This window comes from Actinomadura chibensis NBRC 106107 (assembly GCF_001552135.1).
In the GTDB taxonomy this organism is placed as follows: Bacteria; Actinomycetota; Actinomycetes; order Streptosporangiales; family Streptosporangiaceae; genus Spirillospora; species Spirillospora chibensis.
The window spans coordinates 90,678-106,605 of the sequence record NZ_BCQP01000038.1; the positions used below are offsets into that span (position 1 = coordinate 90,678).

Annotated in this window: 15 protein-coding genes; 9 read left to right on the forward strand and 6 right to left on the reverse strand. The window is 75.2% G+C overall.

The window, feature by feature from the left end:
- The first annotated feature begins 24 nt into the window (after positions 1-24).
- The 9 genes from ACH01S_RS43715 (at position 25) to ACH01S_RS22380 (ending at position 8,666) form a co-directional block, all read left to right on the forward strand.
- Complete coding sequence (locus ACH01S_RS43715) at positions 25-195, forward strand: hypothetical protein (protein WP_157406300.1); 171 nt, start codon at positions 25-27, stop codon at positions 193-195.
- 85 nt (positions 196-280) lie between these two features.
- Positions 281-1,153: a DUF4253 domain-containing protein gene (locus ACH01S_RS22345; RefSeq protein ID WP_067894531.1), complete on the forward strand. Its 873-nt coding sequence runs from the start codon at positions 281-283 to the stop codon at positions 1,151-1,153.
- A 221-nt stretch (positions 1,154-1,374) separates the two neighbouring features.
- Positions 1,375-2,208, forward strand: coding sequence for an STAS domain-containing protein (locus tag ACH01S_RS22350; RefSeq protein ID WP_067894541.1), 834 nt, complete (start codon positions 1,375-1,377; stop codon positions 2,206-2,208).
- Positions 2,208-2,630: an STAS domain-containing protein gene (locus tag ACH01S_RS22355; protein WP_083980988.1), complete on the forward strand. Its 423-nt coding sequence runs from the start codon at positions 2,208-2,210 to the stop codon at positions 2,628-2,630. The genes ACH01S_RS22350 and ACH01S_RS22355 overlap by 1 nt, the downstream gene beginning before the upstream one ends.
- A 13-nt stretch (positions 2,631-2,643) precedes the next feature.
- Positions 2,644-3,054 (forward strand): ATP-binding protein, encoded by a 411-nt coding sequence (locus ACH01S_RS22360; RefSeq protein ID WP_067894544.1) that lies wholly within the window; start codon positions 2,644-2,646, stop codon positions 3,052-3,054.
- Positions 3,042-4,115, forward strand: coding sequence for an anti-sigma regulatory factor (locus ACH01S_RS22365; protein ID WP_067894547.1), 1,074 nt, complete (start codon positions 3,042-3,044; stop codon positions 4,113-4,115). The genes ACH01S_RS22360 and ACH01S_RS22365 overlap by 13 nt, the downstream gene beginning before the upstream one ends.
- Positions 4,112-5,875 carry an ATP-binding response regulator gene (locus tag ACH01S_RS22370; protein ID WP_067894550.1) on the forward strand — a complete coding sequence of 588 codons (1,764 nt, stop codon included), beginning with the start codon at positions 4,112-4,114 and terminating at the stop codon, positions 5,873-5,875. The genes ACH01S_RS22365 and ACH01S_RS22370 overlap by 4 nt, the downstream gene beginning before the upstream one ends.
- Positions 5,872-7,437 carry a fused response regulator/phosphatase gene (locus ACH01S_RS22375; protein WP_067894553.1) on the forward strand — a complete coding sequence of 522 codons (1,566 nt, stop codon included), beginning with the start codon at positions 5,872-5,874 and terminating at the stop codon, positions 7,435-7,437. Before ACH01S_RS22370 ends, ACH01S_RS22375 begins: the two co-directional genes overlap by 4 nt.
- An 83-nt stretch (positions 7,438-7,520) precedes the next feature.
- Entirely contained in the window at positions 7,521-8,666 is a 1,146-nt protein-coding gene (locus tag ACH01S_RS22380; protein WP_067894555.1) for a VldE C-terminal domain-containing protein, read from the forward strand.
- A gap of 12 nt (positions 8,667-8,678) precedes the next feature.
- Here the strand turns inward: ACH01S_RS22380 and ACH01S_RS22385 are convergent, their stop codons facing one another.
- The 6 genes from ACH01S_RS22385 to ACH01S_RS22410 form a co-directional block, all read right to left on the reverse strand.
- Positions 8,679-10,682, reverse strand: a complete 2,004-nt coding sequence (locus ACH01S_RS22385) for an ATP-binding SpoIIE family protein phosphatase (RefSeq protein ID WP_067894557.1) — start codon at positions 10,680-10,682, stop codon at positions 8,679-8,681.
- 441 nt (positions 10,683-11,123) lie between these two features.
- The gene (locus tag ACH01S_RS22390) at positions 11,124-11,984 is read right to left on the reverse strand and encodes a spermidine synthase (RefSeq protein ID WP_067894560.1); all 861 of its coding nucleotides are present in this window, start codon (positions 11,982-11,984) and stop codon (positions 11,124-11,126) included.
- Positions 11,985-12,015: 31 nt separating this feature from the next.
- Positions 12,016-13,035 (reverse strand): ABC transporter ATP-binding protein, encoded by a 1,020-nt coding sequence (locus ACH01S_RS22395; RefSeq protein WP_067894564.1) that lies wholly within the window; start codon positions 13,033-13,035, stop codon positions 12,016-12,018.
- Positions 13,019-14,077 carry an ABC transporter ATP-binding protein gene (locus tag ACH01S_RS22400; RefSeq protein ID WP_083980989.1) on the reverse strand — a complete coding sequence of 353 codons (1,059 nt, stop codon included), beginning with the start codon at positions 14,075-14,077 and terminating at the stop codon, positions 13,019-13,021. The genes ACH01S_RS22395 and ACH01S_RS22400 overlap by 17 nt, the downstream gene beginning before the upstream one ends.
- 5 nt (positions 14,078-14,082) lie before the next feature.
- The gene (locus ACH01S_RS22405; RefSeq protein ID WP_067894567.1) at positions 14,083-15,003 is read right to left on the reverse strand and encodes an ABC transporter permease; all 921 of its coding nucleotides are present in this window, start codon (positions 15,001-15,003) and stop codon (positions 14,083-14,085) included.
- Positions 14,996-15,922 (reverse strand): ABC transporter permease, encoded by a 927-nt coding sequence (locus tag ACH01S_RS22410; protein ID WP_067894570.1) that lies wholly within the window; start codon positions 15,920-15,922, stop codon positions 14,996-14,998. The genes ACH01S_RS22405 and ACH01S_RS22410 overlap by 8 nt, the downstream gene beginning before the upstream one ends.
- Between the last annotated feature and the right edge of the window lie 6 nt (positions 15,923-15,928).

Genomic DNA, 15,928 nt, shown 5'->3' on the forward strand with positions numbered 1-15,928 from the left:
TCCCCTACCGGAAAGGCACGAGCCATGAGCAACTCCACCCGCTGGACCGTGGTCGGCATCCTCATCGCCGTCAACGCCGTCGCCAACGTGGTCCTCGGCGACACGTGGTTCGCGATCGCCGTCAGCTCGGTCACCGGCGTCGGCGTCGTCGCCGTGCTGATCGACTACCTGGCCCGGGGCAGGCGGGAACCCTGAGACCGGCCGCGGGAGCGGGCCCCGCGCCGTTACCATCTCCAGAGCCAAGATCCCGTTGGCCTGCTCTGTACCGGAACGGCGTGAAATGGATGATGTGGAGGTCCGGCCCCTGCCGGGCGACCTGGCGCGGCTGTTCGACCCGCGGCCCGCGGCCCCGGGCGACGGCCCCGGCGACGGCCCGGGCGGCGAGTCCGCCGAGCGGACGCTGGCCGTGCCGCTGCCCGAGGGGGACCTGGTCTGGCCGGACCCCGGCTACCCGCAGCGGCGGCTGCTGATGCGCCCCGCGTTCTGGCTGAGCGACGAGCCCGTCCACGGCGAGCTGTGGTGCAGGCTCCGCGCCGAGCACGCCGCGTCGGGCCTCTGGCCGCTGCTGATGGACGAGACCGACCAGCCCTGGGCGTCCGGCCAGATCGCGCCCGAGCCGGTGGACGAGATCGCGAACTACCTCCCGCACGCGTTCATGTCCGAGGTGTGGGCCGACTGGGCGGAGCAGGCGTCCGAGGAGGACCTCGACGACCTCGCCCCCTACGGGCGGCACTGCCCGGGGCTCGCCCCGGCGGGCGTCCCGCTGGACGACCCCGACGCCATGGCCGACCGGTACGCCCGCGCCCTCGCCGGGCGCGGGCTGTCCCTCGGCCTCGCCGCCGTCGAGCGGGGCGCCGACGCGATCGCCGCCGTCGGCTGGCAGGGCGCCCTCAACCACAACGAGTGGACGGCGCCGCTCGCCGCCGTCCTGCGCGGCTGGGAGGACAGGTTCGGCGCCCGCGTCGTCGCGCTCGGGTTCAACACGCTGGAGCTGAGCGTCGCGGCGCCGCCGGTCACCGTCCGGCACGCGGTGCACGTCGCGGCCGAGCACTGGACGTTCTGCCCCGACATCCTCTTCCAGGGCCCGGGGACCCTCGCCGGGTACGCCGAGGAGATCCGCGGCAAGACCAACTGGTCGTTCTGGTGGGACTGACCGACCTCCCCAAAAACTGGTCATAAGGCGTAAACGTCCAGGTCATTCGCGGTGGTGCGGGGCTTTTCCACGGTTACGGTGGGACGGGACGAGCACCGGGTGGCGCGAGTGGCACGGACGCCCCGGAGCGAGCACCCGGCGACCCGCCGCGGGCGCCGCCCCGTCGCGCGACCGCCGGGCGGACGGGCGGCGAGGACGGGGGCACGGATGGGACCGCGGGCATGACCGGCGGCGCGGACGACACTCCGATCGCGGAGCTGCTGCGCTCCTGGCGCGAGCCGGTGCTCGGCCGGTGGATCGAGCTGGTCGGCGAGACCGTCCGCGGGCGGCTCTCCGAGGCCGAGGTGCGGACCGAGCTGACCGAGCTCTACGGGCTCGTCGAACGCGCGCTCGCCGGGGACGCCACCGCCGGGGGCGAGCTGCGGGCCGCGCTCGCCGAGATCTCCCGGGCCCGCGCCCGGTACGGGTTCAGCCCGACCGAGACGGCGATCGGCGTGTTCGCGCTGAAGCAGTCGCTCTACGAGCAGATCCGGACGACCCGCGACCAGCGGGCCTACTCCGAGCTGATCGACTTCTCGTCCTTTGTCGACGAGCTCGGCCTCGCGACGTTCGAGACGTACGCGGCGGCGCGGGAGCAGGTGATCGCCGACCAGACCGAGCAACTCCTGGAGCTGTCGACACCCGTGGTGCGGCTGTGGGACCGCGTGCTCGGCGTCCCGCTCGTCGGCACCCTCGACTCCGCCCGCACGCAGACCGTGATGGAGACGCTGCTCCAGGCGCTGGTGGACACCGGCGCCCGGTACGCGGTGATCGACATCACCGGGGTGTCCGCCGTGGACACCGAGGTCGCGCAGCACCTGATGAAGACCGTGATGGCGGCGCGGCTGATGGGCACGCACTGCGTCGTGTCCGGCGTCCGCCCGCAGATCGCGCAGACGATCGTGGCGCTCGGCATCGAGTTCGGCGACATCGTGACGAAGGCGACCCTCGCGGACGCGCTCGCGTACGTCCTGGAACGTTCCGGCCTGCGTGTCGTCGGCGAGCCGGAGGGCTGATGGAACGCGTGCCGATTCTCAAGATCGGGGACGTCCTGCTCGTGTCGATCCAGACCGACCTCCAGGACCGGACGGCCCTGGAGCTGCAGGAGGACCTGTCCGAGCGGATCGTCGCCACCGGCGCGCACGGCGTGATCATCGACATCACGGCGGTGGACGTCGTCGACTCCTTCATCGGCCGGATGTTCGCGACGATCGCGTCCATGTCCCGGCTGATGGACGCCGAGACGGTGGTGGTCGGGATGCGCCCGGCGGTCGCGATCACACTGGTGGAGCTCGGGCTGTCGCTCGGCGGCGTGCGCACCGCGCTGGACCTGGAGGAGGGCATGCGGCTGCTCGGCGCCGGGCTCCCGCAGGCGGGCCCGGCGGGCGCCGCGCGGCCCGCCCGCCCCGGTCCCGCCGCGGCGGACGACGGGCCGTGATGGCGGACGAACCGTGACACCCGCGTCCGGCGAGGAGGTGCCCATCGCGTCGAACGACGACGTGGTCCGCGTCCGGCAGGTGGTGCGGGCCGCCGCGGCGGCGGCCGGGCTGTCGCTGGTCGACCAGACCAAGCTGGTCACGGCGGCCAGCGAGCTGGCGCGCAACACCTACGCGCACGGCGGGGGCGGCACCATGCGGGTGGAGCCGGCGACCGGCGGGGACGGCAGGCGCGGCGTCCGGCTCGTCTTCACCGACGCGGGACCCGGCATCGCCGACGTGGACCGGGCGCTCAGCGAGGGCTGGTCGAGCGGGACGGGCCTCGGCCTCGGCCTGCCCGGCGCCCGGCAGCTCTGCGACGAGTTCGGGCTGCGGAGCGAGGCGGGCGTCGGCACCACGGTGACGGTGGCCAAATGGATCCGCTGAGCGGCGCCGGATGGACGACCAGCCCGCCCGCGGGCGACTCGCTGCTGGTCCGGGTGGAGGAGCGGAGCGCCGCCGCGGGCGTCCGGCGGCGGATCACCGCGCTCGCCGAGCGGCTCGGATTCGCCGGGGAGCGGCTGGAGCGGGTGCGGCTCGCGGCGACCGAGGCCGCGACGAACCTCGCCGAGCACGCGCGGGAGGGCGAGATGCTGCTGCGCATCGTGCGGGACGGCGGGACGGCCGCGCTGGAGTTCGTGTGCGCCGACCGGGGGCCGGGCATCGCCGACGTCCCGGTGTCCCGGGTGGACGGCTACTCGACGCGCGGCACCCTCGGCCTCGGGCTCGGGTCGATCGAGCGGCTCGCCGACCACAGCGGGCTGTATTCGCGTCCGGGCGCGGGCACGGTGCTGTTCGCGCGGTTCCGGCCGCCGGGCGAGCCGCCCGCCGAGCGGCCGGGCGCGGCGGCCGGGGCGCCGTACGCGGGGCTGAACCTGCCGATCGACGGCGAGGAGGAGTGCGGCGACGCCTACACCGCCCGCGTGGTGGACGGCGTCCTGTACGCCCTGCTCTGCGACGGCCTCGGGCACGGCCCGCTCGCCGCGCGGGCGGCGCGGGCGGCGGTCCGGGCCGCGCACGAGACGCCCGGCCCCGCCCGTCCGGCGGACGTCCTGCGGCGGGTCCACCGGGGGATGGCGGCGACGCGCGGCGGGGCCGTCGCGGTCGCCGCCGTCGACCCGGCCGCCGGGCGGGTCCGGTTCGCCGGGATCGGGAACGTCGCCGCGTGGATCGTCGGGCCGGACCGGCGGCAGGGGATGGTCTCGGTGCCCGGGATCGCGGGCGCGCGCGGCGAGCGGATCCGCGAACACGGCTACGCGCTGCCGCCGGGTGCGGCGGTGGTGCTGCACTCCGACGGCCTCACCGGCCGCTGGCGGCTCGACGACCATCCCGGCCTGCTCGGCTGCGACCCGCTGCTGATCGCGGCGACGCTGCTGCGCGACGCCGGGGTGCGGCACGACGACCGGTCCGTGCTCGCCGTCGCGACGTCCGGCGGGGGCGCGCCGTGACCGCCCCCGACGCGACCGGCCCCGACGCGACCGCCGAGCTGCTCCGCATCGAGATCACGGACGAGGCGGGCGTGTTCGCCGTCCGGCGGGCGGGCCGGACGGTCGCCGCCGAGGTCGGCCTCGACGACCACGACCAGGTGCGCGTCGCGACCGCGCTGAGCGAGGCCGGGCGCGAGCTGCACGCGTGCGCCGAGACCGTGTCGGTCGCGTTCCGGCTGGACCGGGGGCGGCGCCCCGGCCTCGTCGTCGAGCTGGACCTCGTGCCGCGCGCGTCCATGGAGCGCGCGTCGATGGAGGGCGCGGACGCGTGCCAGGCCGCCGTGTCCCGGCTGATGAGCCTCGTCGAGCGGGAGGAGCGGCCGGGCGGCGGCGTCCGCGTCCGGCTCCGCAAGAACCTGCCGCCGGGCACGGCGCCCCCGGCCGGCGCGGACCTGGACGAGCTGCGCGCCCGGCTGCGCCGGCTGGAGCCCGTCCCCGCGCTGGAGGAGCTGCGGACGCAGAACGCCGACCTGATGGCGGCGCTGGAGGACGTCCAGCGGCAGAAGGAGGAGCTGCGCGGCCTCAACACCGAGCTGGAGCAGACGAACCGGGGCGTGATGGCCCTCTACGGCGAGCTCTCCGAGGAGCTGGCGGAGACCAACCGGGGCGTCGTCGCGCTGTACGCGGAGCTGGAGGAGAAGTCGGCGCAGCTCCGCGAGGCGGGCGAGGCGAAGAACCGGTTCTGGGCGAACGTGAGCCACGAGCTGCGCACCCCGGTGAACGGCGTCCTGGGGCTGACCCGGCTGCTGCTCGACCCGGCCGCCGAGCCGCTCACCGCCGAGCAGCGCCACCAGATCACCCTGATCGCCGACACCGGCGGCACGCTGCTCGCGCTGGTCAACGAACTGCTGGACATGGCGCGGGCGGAGCGGGGCGCGGTCGAGGCCCGCCCGGCGCCGGTGCGCGTCCGCGCCCTGCTGGACGAGCTGGCGGAGCTGCTGAGCCCGATGGCGGACGAGTCCGGGCTGGCGCTGGCCGTCGACGCGGACGACGCGCCCCCGGTCATCGTCACCGACGCCGAGATGCTGACCCGCATCCTGCGCAACCTCGTCGGCAACGGGCTGAAGTTCACCGAGGCGGGCGAGGTGCGGGTCACGGCGCGGGCGACGCCGGAGCACACCGAGTTCGTCGTGTCCGACACCGGCGTCGGCATCCCGGCCGCCGACCTGGAGCGGGTCTTCGAGGAGTTCTACCGCGTCCCCGGCGGCGCGGCGGGCGGGACCGGCCTCGGCCTGCCGTACGCGCTGCGGCTCGCCCGCGCGCTCGGCGGCGACCTGCTGCTGGACAGCGTCCCCGGCGAGGGCACGACGGCCACCCTGCGGCTCCCGCCGTTCCGCGGCCTCGCCGAGCTCGGCCTCGGCCACGTCCTGGTCGCCGACGACGACGCGCCGACCCGGCGCGTCCTGCGCGGCCTGGTCGAGGACGGCGGCGGCCGCGTCACCGAGGCCGCCGACGGCCGCGCCGCCCTGGACGCGGTCGCGGCGGACCGGCCCGACCTCGTCCTGCTGGACCTGCGGATGCCGGGCCTGGACGGCTACGACGTCCTCGCCCGGCTGCCGTCCGGGATCCCGGTCGTGCTGGTCACCTCGGCGGAGGCGTCGCCCGCCGGCGACCCGCGGCTGGCCCGCGCGGGCGCGCTGCTCGGCAAGGACCGGATCCGCCCGGAGACCCTCGCCGACGCGATCCGCAGGGCCCGGGACGGCGGGGGCGAACGGCCGTGACGCAGACGCTCGTGGTCGACGACAACCACACCAAGCGCTACATCATCGGCAGCTGGCTGCGCCGCGCCGGGCACACCGTGGTGGAGGCGGCGACGGCGGCGGAGGCGTGGCGGCGGCTCACCGACCACGCCATCGACCTGGTGGTGCTGGACGTCCGGCTGCCCGACATGAGCGGCATCGAGGTCTGCGAGCGGATCAAGACCGCGCCGGACACGCGGTCGCTGCCCGTCATCCACATCTCGGCGCAGGCCGTGGACGTCGAGGACCGCACGCAGGGCCTGCGGCGCGGCGCCGACGCCTACATGACCGACCCGATCGACCCGGGCGAGTTCATCGCGACCGTGGAGGCGGTGCTGCGCTACTACCAGGCGCGCCGCGCGGCGGAGCGGATGGCGGCCCGGATGGCCGAGCTGACCCGCACCTCCCTCGCCATCAACGCGGCCACCTCGTTCGAGGACATGGCGGCGGTCGCGGCGCGCGGCGCGTTCGCGATCTTCGGGGTGCCGGTCGGGGTGTTCGTGCTGCCGCCGGACGGCCGGGGCCGCCGCACCATCGACTTCGGCGTCGGCCCGTGGCACCGCGGCTGCCCGCCGGAGACCACCGCGCGGCTGGCGGAGGTCGCGAGGCTCGGCGACGACACGGGGACCGAGGTCACGGAGGTGCCCGAGGACGAGTGGCTGGAACTGCTGCCCGACAGCATGTCGCAGGGCGACATCACGCTCGTGGTGTCGCGGCTCAAGCACGACCGCCCGCCGATCGCCATCGGCGTCACCGCGCGCGGCGCGCGGACCGAGGACGACGTCAACCTGCTCCGCCAGCTCGGGCAGGCGGTGGCGCTCGCGATGGAGGCGCTGCGGTCCTACACCGAGGAGCACTCGATCTCGCTGACGCTGCAGCGCAGCCTGCTCCCGGCGTCGCTGCCGCCGATCCCCGGCTGGTCGCTCGCCGTCCGGTACGAGCCCGCCGGGGACCAGGCCGAGGTGGGCGGCGACTTCTACGAGGTGCTCGACTGCGGCGACCGGGTGCTCGTCGCCATCGGGGACGTCCAGGGCCACTCGCTGCTCGCCGCGACCGTGATGGCGGAGATCCGGCACGCGCTGCGCGCGTTCGCCGTCGAGGGCCACGACTCCGTCACGATCCTGCGGCTGCTGAACGGCGTCATGGAGAAGTACCACGACGAGCAGACCGCCACGATGTGCCTCATGACGCTCGACCCGCGCAGCGGCGCCGCGCACGTCGCGAACGCCGGGCACCTCCCGCCGCTGCACGTGCACGGCGGGCGCGCCCGGTACGGGGGCGGCGGCGGGGTGCTGCTCGGCTTCCCGGCGGGCGGGGTGGCGGTCGAGGAGACGCGGGTGCCGCCGGGCGGCGTGGTCGTCCTGCTCACCGACGGGCTGATCGAGGACCGGGGCATCCCGCTCACCGACAACATGGAGCGGCTCCGCCTCGTCGCCGCCGACGTGGAGGACGAGCTGGAGCGCTTCGGCGACCGCGTCATCGCCGAGTTCGGCCCCCGCGAGGACGACGTCGCCCTCGTCGTCCTGCGCCGCGACGCGGGCTGATGCCGCCGGGCCCGCGGCTCGCCTACGATGCGGCCAACGGCGGCGTAGTGATCGGCGAGTGACGGGCGGGTGATCGGGGCGCGATGCGACGGACCGGCAGGGCCCTCTCCACGGGCATCGCGGCAGGAATCGTCCTCACGCTCGCGGTGGACGGCGGGGTCGTCGTCTCCTGGCGGGCGTCCGGCCGTCCGGAGCGGCGCGGCGACCTCGTGTCGGTGGACCGGGCCGCCGCGCCGCGCGTGCCCGCCGTCGCGCCGCTGACCCGCCGGTACACGCCGCACCTGCTCGTCGCCGGGACTTCCGCGCTGCCGCCCCGCGCCGTCGAGCGGGCGCGCGGCCTGAAGGGCGTCGCGGGCGTCGCCGTCGTGGACGCCGCCCGCGCCATGGTCGGCGGGCGGCGGATGGGGCTGCTCGGCGTGGACCCGTCGGCGTTCCGGGCGTTCGCGCCGGAGCCGACCGCCGCGTCCGACCGGCTCTGGCAGACGATCGCGGCGGGCGGCCTCGCCGTCTCGTTCGAGCGGGGCCGCGACGGCGCGTTCCCGCTCGGCGCCGTCGTCGAGGCGGGCCGCAGCAGCGACCCGGGACGCGTCCGCGTCGGCGCCTACGCCTCGCTCGGGATCGGCGACGTGGACGCCGTCGTGTCCCGCGAGCAGGCCCGGGCGCTCGGCATGCCGGACGGCAACGCCCTCGTCATCAGCGCCCCGAAGGCCGACACGCGCGCTCTCGCGGCCCGGCTGAGGAAGATCCTCCCGCGCGGCACGAAGGTCGCCGCGCTCGCCCCGGCGCGGACGGCGCCGACGGCCGGCGGGCGCGCCGGGCCGGAGCTGACCGGGCGCCCCGACGGCGTGACCGGCGGCCGCTCCCCCATCACCGGCAACATGATGACCCCCACCATGCGGTCCGCGCTGCTGGAGATCGCCGGGATGTTCGGCCCGTTCCCGACGATCGGCTGCTACCGCTCCACCGGCGACCCGCAGGACCACGGCGACGGCCGCGCCTGCGACTTCATGGAGAGCACCGGCGGCCGCGCGCCGACCGAGGCGGCCCGCCGCCACGGCGACCAGGTCGCCGCGTACGCGGTCGCGAACGCGCGCCGCCTCGGGATCTCCTACGTCATCTGGCGGCAGCGCATCTGGAACGTGCGGGGCGGCGGCTGGCGGCCCATGGAGGACCGCGGGAGCATCACGCAGAACCACTACGACCACGTGCACGTCTCGGTGCTGAGGTAGCCGCGGGAACGGTCAGCGCGGGAGGCCCTGCTCGCACCAGACGACCTTGCCGTCCGGGGTGCGGCGGACGCCCCAGCGCTGCGCGAGGCGCCCGACGACGTGCAGGCCGCGGCCCGACTCGGTCATCTCCTCGGAGTCGTCGTGGTGCCGGATCCGGGGCCGCCCGTCCGAGGAGTCGAAGACCTCGCAGACGAGCCCGCCCTCCCGGACGAGCCGCAGCCTGATCCGCCCGCCCGCGTGCCGGATCGCGTTCGTGACCAGCTCCGACGCCAGCAGCATCGTCGGGTGGACGAGGTCGTCCAGGCCCCAGCGGGCGAGCCGGTCGCGGATCAGCCCGCGCGCCCGGCGGACGGCGGCCGGGTCGGCGGGCAGCTCCCAGGTGGCGTGCCGGTCCGCCGGGATGCGCGCGAGCCGCGCGACGAGCATCGCGATGTCGTCGCGGTGCTGGTCGTCGTAGACGCCGTCGAGCGCGGCCTGGCAGAGGTCCTCCAGCGGGCGCGCGGCGGCGCCGTTCCCGAACGTGTGCCGCAGCCGGTCCAGCCCGTCGTCGATGTCGCGGGCCCGGTTCTCGACGAGGCCGTCGGTGTAGAGGAACAGGAGCGTGCCGTCCTCGACGGTGAACTCGCGGCTGACGATCGGGCCGTCGCCGCCGACGCCGAGCGGCGGCGCGGGCGGCACCGGCAGGTACTCCGGCTCCGCGCCGGGCGGGACGAGCAGCGGCGGCAGGTGCCCGGCGCTCGCCACCTCGCAGCGTCCGCTGACCGCGTCGTACACGACGTAGGCGCAGGTGGCGAAGTGCGGCTCCCGCTCGCCGAGGGTGCGCATCAGCGAGTCGAGCCGCTCCAGCGCCTCGGCGGGCGGCAGTTCGAGCCCGGCGAGGGTGTGGATCGCGGTGCGGAGCCGCCCCATGGTGACCGCGGCCTTCACGCCGTGCCCGGCGACGTCGCCGACGACGAGCGCGACGCGGGCGCCGGGCAGGGCGATCGACTCGTACCAGTCGCCGCCGACCTCGATGAGGCGGCTGCCCGGCAGATACCGGTGGTGCACCTCGACCGGGGACGGCGCCGACAGCCCGGTCGGCAGCAGGCTGCGCTGCAGCGTGAGCGCGGTGGCGCGCTCCCGCGAGTACTGCCGGGCGCTCTCCACGAAGATCGACGCGCGGTTGGCGAACTCCACCCCGATCTCGACGTCGTAGGCGTCGAAGGGGCGGTGCGCGGCGTTGCGGGTGCAGGCGAAGAAGCCGAGGATGCCCGCCGCCGACGTGATCGGCAGCAGCAGCTTCGAGGAGCCCTTCAGCATGTTCCCGACCGGCGGGCGGCCCCAGGCGGCGGCGAGCTCGGCCGACCCGTCGCCGTGCGGCGGGCACAGCACCGCCTCGCCCGTCTCCAGGCACCGCGCGTGCGGCGTTCCCGGCGGGTAGACGAGCGACTCGCCGGTGGGGAACAGCGCGTCCCAGGACGGGTCGTCGTCGTCGAACCCGATCGCCATCCGGCGGAGCTGCGGGCCGTCCGGGCCCTCCGGCGGCTCGTCGGCGTCGAGGTGGCTCTCCAGCAGGAGCAGCGCGCCGGAGTTGCAGAAGTGCGGGACGAGCACGTCCATCAGCCCGCGGGCCAGGATCTCCAGGTCGAGCGTGGAGCCGATGCGCGGGAGGGCGTCGTCCAGCAGGGCGCGGCGGATGACGGCGGGGTCGACGAACCGGTCGGCGAGCGGCACCGGCACCTTGACGACGGCGAGCGCCGCGACGTCGGGCGCGCTCCCGCTCATCGGGTGGACGGTGACGACCGCGTCCAGCGTCACGCCGGGACGCGTCTCCACCGGGAGCATGGCGGTGCGCTCCCGCCCGGCCTTGACCGCCTCCAGGAGCGGCTCAAGCGCGCCGGGGATGACCTCGTCGAGCTGGGCGCCGTCCAGGTCGACGCCATTTCCGGCCAGAACTGCGTCGGCGTTACGGTCGAACTGGAGTATTTTCCCCGACGAATCCGTGCCGAGAATCAGAATTCGGGTGGACGACTCCATCGCTCGATTATGGGACATGGCGGGGTCGCGTGCGGCCGATACGCGGCGGTAAACCGGACGGCCGCAAACCGGTGCCTCTCACGACCCACCCCGAACCCCAGCCACGGCTGTGCCGTTCGGCCAGGTACCGCCGCCGGGCGGCGGCCCGCGCGGAACCCGCGCCCGGCCCGTCCGGGCGGCGGGAGCGGCGCCCGGACCGGGCGCCGCGGCCCCCGCGCCGCGACCTCGCCGACGTCGATCGGCTGGTCGCGCGGTTTTCCCGGGCGGCGCGATCACGCCGGACCTTGGTGAGGACGTTCAGCCTCATGTCCGGAAGGTCGTGGAACTGCGTCGTCCGCAAGATCGTGTACGGCGGTCCGGATTCCTCGACGAGCCGCTCCACCGCGTGCTTCGTCCGGCTTTAGCGATTGAGCGGGCGGCCGAGCGTCCCGCCGGTTTTCCTCAGGGCTTGCCGAACACCTGCGGCGGCGGGACGGGCGCGACGATCTCCTCCCCGTCCCGCAGCGGCGCGGCACCCGCGCAGAACGCGGTGAGGTCGCCGCCCTCCAGCAGCCGGGCCCGGACGATCCCGCCCGCCGCGCGGCGGGTCAGCTCGGCCACCGGCAGCGGCTCGCGCGACCCGGCCACGATGAGGTTGCCGAACCGGCGCCCGCGCAGCACGCCGGGGTCGCCCATCAGCAGCGTGTGCCGGAACACCGACCGGACCGTGGCGGCGGCGCGGCGCGCGAACGGCAGCCGGAACCCGTCGGCGACGTTGGCGAGGTAGACGCCGCCGGGGCGCAGCACGCGGGCCGCGTCGAGGACGAACTCGCGGGTGGCGAGCTCGGGCGGCATCGACGCCTCGGCGAACGCGTCCATCACGACGAGGTCGTCGGACTCGTCGGCGAGCGCCGCGACGCCGCTGCGCCCGTCGGTCACCCGGATCCGCAGGCCCGGGACGTTCTTGACCGGCAGCTGCTCCCGGACGAGCCGCACCAGCCCGGCGTCCGGCTCCAGGACGACCTGCCGCGACCCCGGCCGGGTGGCGGCGATGTACCGGGCCAGCGTGCACCCGGCGCCGCCGACGTGGACGGCGTCGAACGCCTGCCCGTCCGCGCCGATCGCGTCGACGACGTCGCCCATCAGCCGCATGTACTCGAAGTCGAGGTAGGTGGGGTCGGACAGGTCCACGTAGGACTGCGGCACGCCGCCGATGAGCAGCATCCAGCCGCCGTCGCGGTCGGCGTCGCGGAGCAGCTCGGCCTCCCCGGCGTCGATCCCGTAGAGGTTCGCGCTCGGACCGTGCCTGCCCTTGCGTGCCATGGCCCCACCCTACGGAACCCCGACCGGGCCGTCAGGTCGGCTCCGGGACGGCGCCCTCGGCGGCGAAGTGGCAGGCGCTCGGGTGGGCGGAGCCGTCCCGCTCCGCCAGCGCGGGCTCCTCGTCCGCGCAGACCGCCTGGGCCTTCCAGCAGCGGGTCCGGAACCGGCAGCCGGACGGCGGGTCCAGCGGCGACGGCGGCTCCCCTTCGAGCTGGATCTGCCCGGCCCAACCGGGCGCGTCCGGGTCGGGCACGGGGACGGCCGACAGCAGCGCCCGCGTGTACGGGTGGGTCGGGTGCTCGTAGATCTGCTCCTCGTCGCCCGTCTCGATGACCTTGCCGAGGTACATGACGGCGATACGGTCGGAGATGTGCCGGACGGCCGCCAGGTCGTGCGCGATGAACACGTACGCGAGGCCCAGCTCGCGCTGCAGGTCGGCGAGCAGGTTCATCACCTGCGCCTGGACGGACACGTCCAGCGCGGACACCGGCTCGTCGCACACGACGACGTCCGGCCGCAGCGCGAGGGCGCGGGCGATGCCGACGCGCTGGCGCTGCCCGCCGGAGAACTGGTGCGGGTACCGGTTCACGTGCCCCGGGTCGAGCCCGACCAGCTCCAGCAGTTCCTGGACGCGCTTGCGCCGCTCCCCCTTGGGCGCGGCCTCCGGGTGGACGGCGAACGGCTCCCCCACGATGTCCCCGACCGTCATGCGCGGGTTCAGGGACGAGTACGGGTCCTGCAGCACCATCTGGATGCGGCGGCGCAGCGCCCGAAGCTCCCGCCCGCGCAGCGCGAAGACGTCGCGGCCGTCGAAGCGGACCGTCCCGGCGGTCGGGCGCTCGGCCGCGAGCAGCAGCCGCGCCAGCGTCGACTTCCCGCAGCCGGACTCGCCGACGACGCCGAGCGTCTCGCCGCGGCGCAGTTCGAGGTCGACGCCGTCCACCGCCCTGACGTGCCCGACCGCGCGTTTCACGACGACGCCCCGGGTCACCGGGTAGTGCTTGACGAGGCCCTCCACCCGCAGGATCGGGTCGTCATTCGGCTTCGGCACCGTGGACCTCCGCGGCGAAGTGGCAGGCGGCGGCGTGGCCGGGCGCGACCGCGACGAGCGGCGGGCGCTCCGCCGCGCACACCGCCTCGGCGCGCGGGCAGCGCGGGTGGAACGGGCACCCGGGCGGCAGCGCGGCCGGGTCCGGCGGCGCGCCCTTGATCGGCAGCAGCGGCCCGCCGCGCCGGTCGAGCCGCGGCACCGACGCCAGCAGCCCCCGCGTGTACGGGTGCGCGGGACGCGCGTACAGCGCGCGGGCGGGCGCCTGCTCGGCGACCGACCCGGCGTACATGACGACGATCCGGTCCGCGACCCCGGCGACGACGCCGAGGTCGTGGGTGATCAGCACCATGCCCATCCGCAGCTCGTCCTGGAGGTCGGCGAGCAGCCGCATGATCTGCGCCTGGACGGTCACGTCGAGCGCGGTGGTCGGCTCGTCGGCGATGAGGACGTCCGGCTCCAGCGCCAGCGCCATCGCGATCATGACGCGCTGCCGCATGCCGCCGGAGAACTGGTGCGGGTGGTCGCCGAGCCGCCGCGCGGCGGACGGGATCCGCACCCGCTCCATCAGCTCGACCGCCCTCGCCTTCGACTCCCTCCGGCCGAGCCCGCGCCGGACCCGGTACAGCTCGCGGATCTGGTCGCCGACGGTGAAGACCGGGTTGAGGGCGGTCAGCGCGTCCTGGAAGACCATCGCGACGCGGTCGCCCCGGTACTCGCGGCGCCTGCGCTCCGGCAGGCCGAGCAGGTCGGTGCCGCGCAGCCTCACCGAGCCGCGCTCGATCCGCGCGGGCGGGACGTCGAGGATGCCCATCACGGCCTGCGCCGCGACGCTCTTGCCCGACCCGGACTCCCCGAGGATCGCGACCGTCTCGCCCTCGTCGAGCGTGTAGGAGAGGCCGTTCACGGCGTGGACGTCGCGTCCGCGCACCCGGAACCGGACGTGCAGGTCGTCGACCTCCAGGAGCGGGGCGTCCGGGCGCGGGGCGTCCGGACGCGGCGCCGGGACCGCGGAGCCCTTCCCGCCGGTCGTCGCTTCGGTCATGGGCGTCACCGCAGTTTCGGGTCGAGGGCGTCGCGGACGGCGTCGCCGAGCATCAGGAAGCTGAGCACCGTCGCCGACAGGAACGCGCCGGGGAAGACCAGCAGGTGCGGGTGGTCGACGACGAAGTCCTTGGCCTGGCCGAGCTGCAGGCCCCAGGACACCTCCGGGTACTGGAGGCCGACGCCGAGGAAGTCGAGCGTCGCCTCCCCGACGATCACGTGGCCGACGTTGAGGGTGGCGACGACGATCACCGGGGCGATCGCGTTCGGCAGTACGTGCCGGGCCATGATCCGCCGGTCGGACGCGCCGAGCAGCCGCGCCGCCTGCACGTAGTCGGCGTCCCGCACGGAGATGACCTGGCCGCGCATGATGCGGATCATCGTCGTCCAGCCGAGCAGGACGAGCACGAGCGTCATCGCCCACATGCCGTGCCCGGGGAACGCGACGAGGATCACCGTGGCGCCGAGCACGAACGGCAGCCCGAAGAACACGTCGGTGAGCCGGGCGATCAGCGCGTCCGCGACGCCGCCGTAGTACCCGGCGAGCGTCCCGAACAGCACGGCGATCAGCAGCGCGACCAGCGTGACGGCGACGCCGATCAGCAGCGTCGGGCGGGCGCCGTGCACGACCTGCGCGTAGTAGTCGCAGCCCGCGAGGTCGGTGCCGAACCAGTGCGCGCCGGACGGCCCGAGCTTGGACACGTTCGGGTCGCAGCCCTCGTTCGGGCCCGTCGCGGTGAACAGCCGGGGCACGGCCGCCATCAGCGCCACCAGCGCGAGGATCACCGCCGACCCCCAGAACACCCAGCGGCGGCGCAGGTCGCGCCAGGCGTCGTCCCACAGCGAGGCGCGGCCGATCTCGCCGCCCGCGACCGCGACCGCCGCCGCGCCGTCCGGCTCCAGCGTCCTCATCGGGCCCTCACTCATAGCGGATCCTCGGGTCGAGCACGCCGTACAGCAGGTCCACGACCAGGTTGACCAGCAGGAAGATCAGGACGAGCACGGTGACCGCGCCGACCACCACCGGCCCCTCCTTGAGCTGGATGGAGGTGAACACCTGCTGCCCGATGCCGGGCAGGTTGAAGATGCCCTCGGTCACGATCGCGCCGCCCATCAGGTTCCCGAAGTCGACGCCGAGGTAGGTGACGACCGGGATCAGCGAGTTGCGCAGCGCGTGCCGCCCGACGACCCGCGCCCGCGACAGCCCCTTGGCGTTCGCGGTGCGGACGTAGTCGGCGCGCAGGTTCTCGGCGAGGCTCGTCCGGGTCAGCCGCGCGACGTACGACAGGCCGAGCGAGCCGAGGACGATCCCGGGCAGGATGTAGCTCATCGGCCAGCCGTCGTCCGTCCCGGCGGTCGGGAGGAGCTTCCAGTGCAGCCCGAACAGGAGCTGCGCCGTGTACCCGAGGACGAACACCGGCACCGCGATGACCAGCGTCGTCCCGCCGAGGACGAGCGTGTCGGCGAGCTTGCCGCGGCGCAGCCCCGCCCAGGTGCCGAGCGCGATCCCGACGACCAGCTCGAAGATCCACGCGGTGAGCGCGAGCAGCGCGGTGACCGTCCAGCGGCCGCCGAGCATCTCCGACACGCTCTGGCCCGTGTAGTTCTCGCCGAGGTCACCCCGCACGAGCCCCCACATGTACTTCCCGTACTGGACGAGCAGCGGGTCGTTCAGGTTGTACCGCTCGCGGAGCGTCTGCAGGACGTTCTCCGGGACGGGCTTGTCCCCGGCGAGCGCCTGGATCGGGTCGCCGGGCAGCGCGAACACCATCGCGTAGATCAGCAGGGTGGTGCCGATGAACACCGGGACCGCCTGGAGGAGCCGCCGGAGGGCGTAGCGCCACATCGCCGG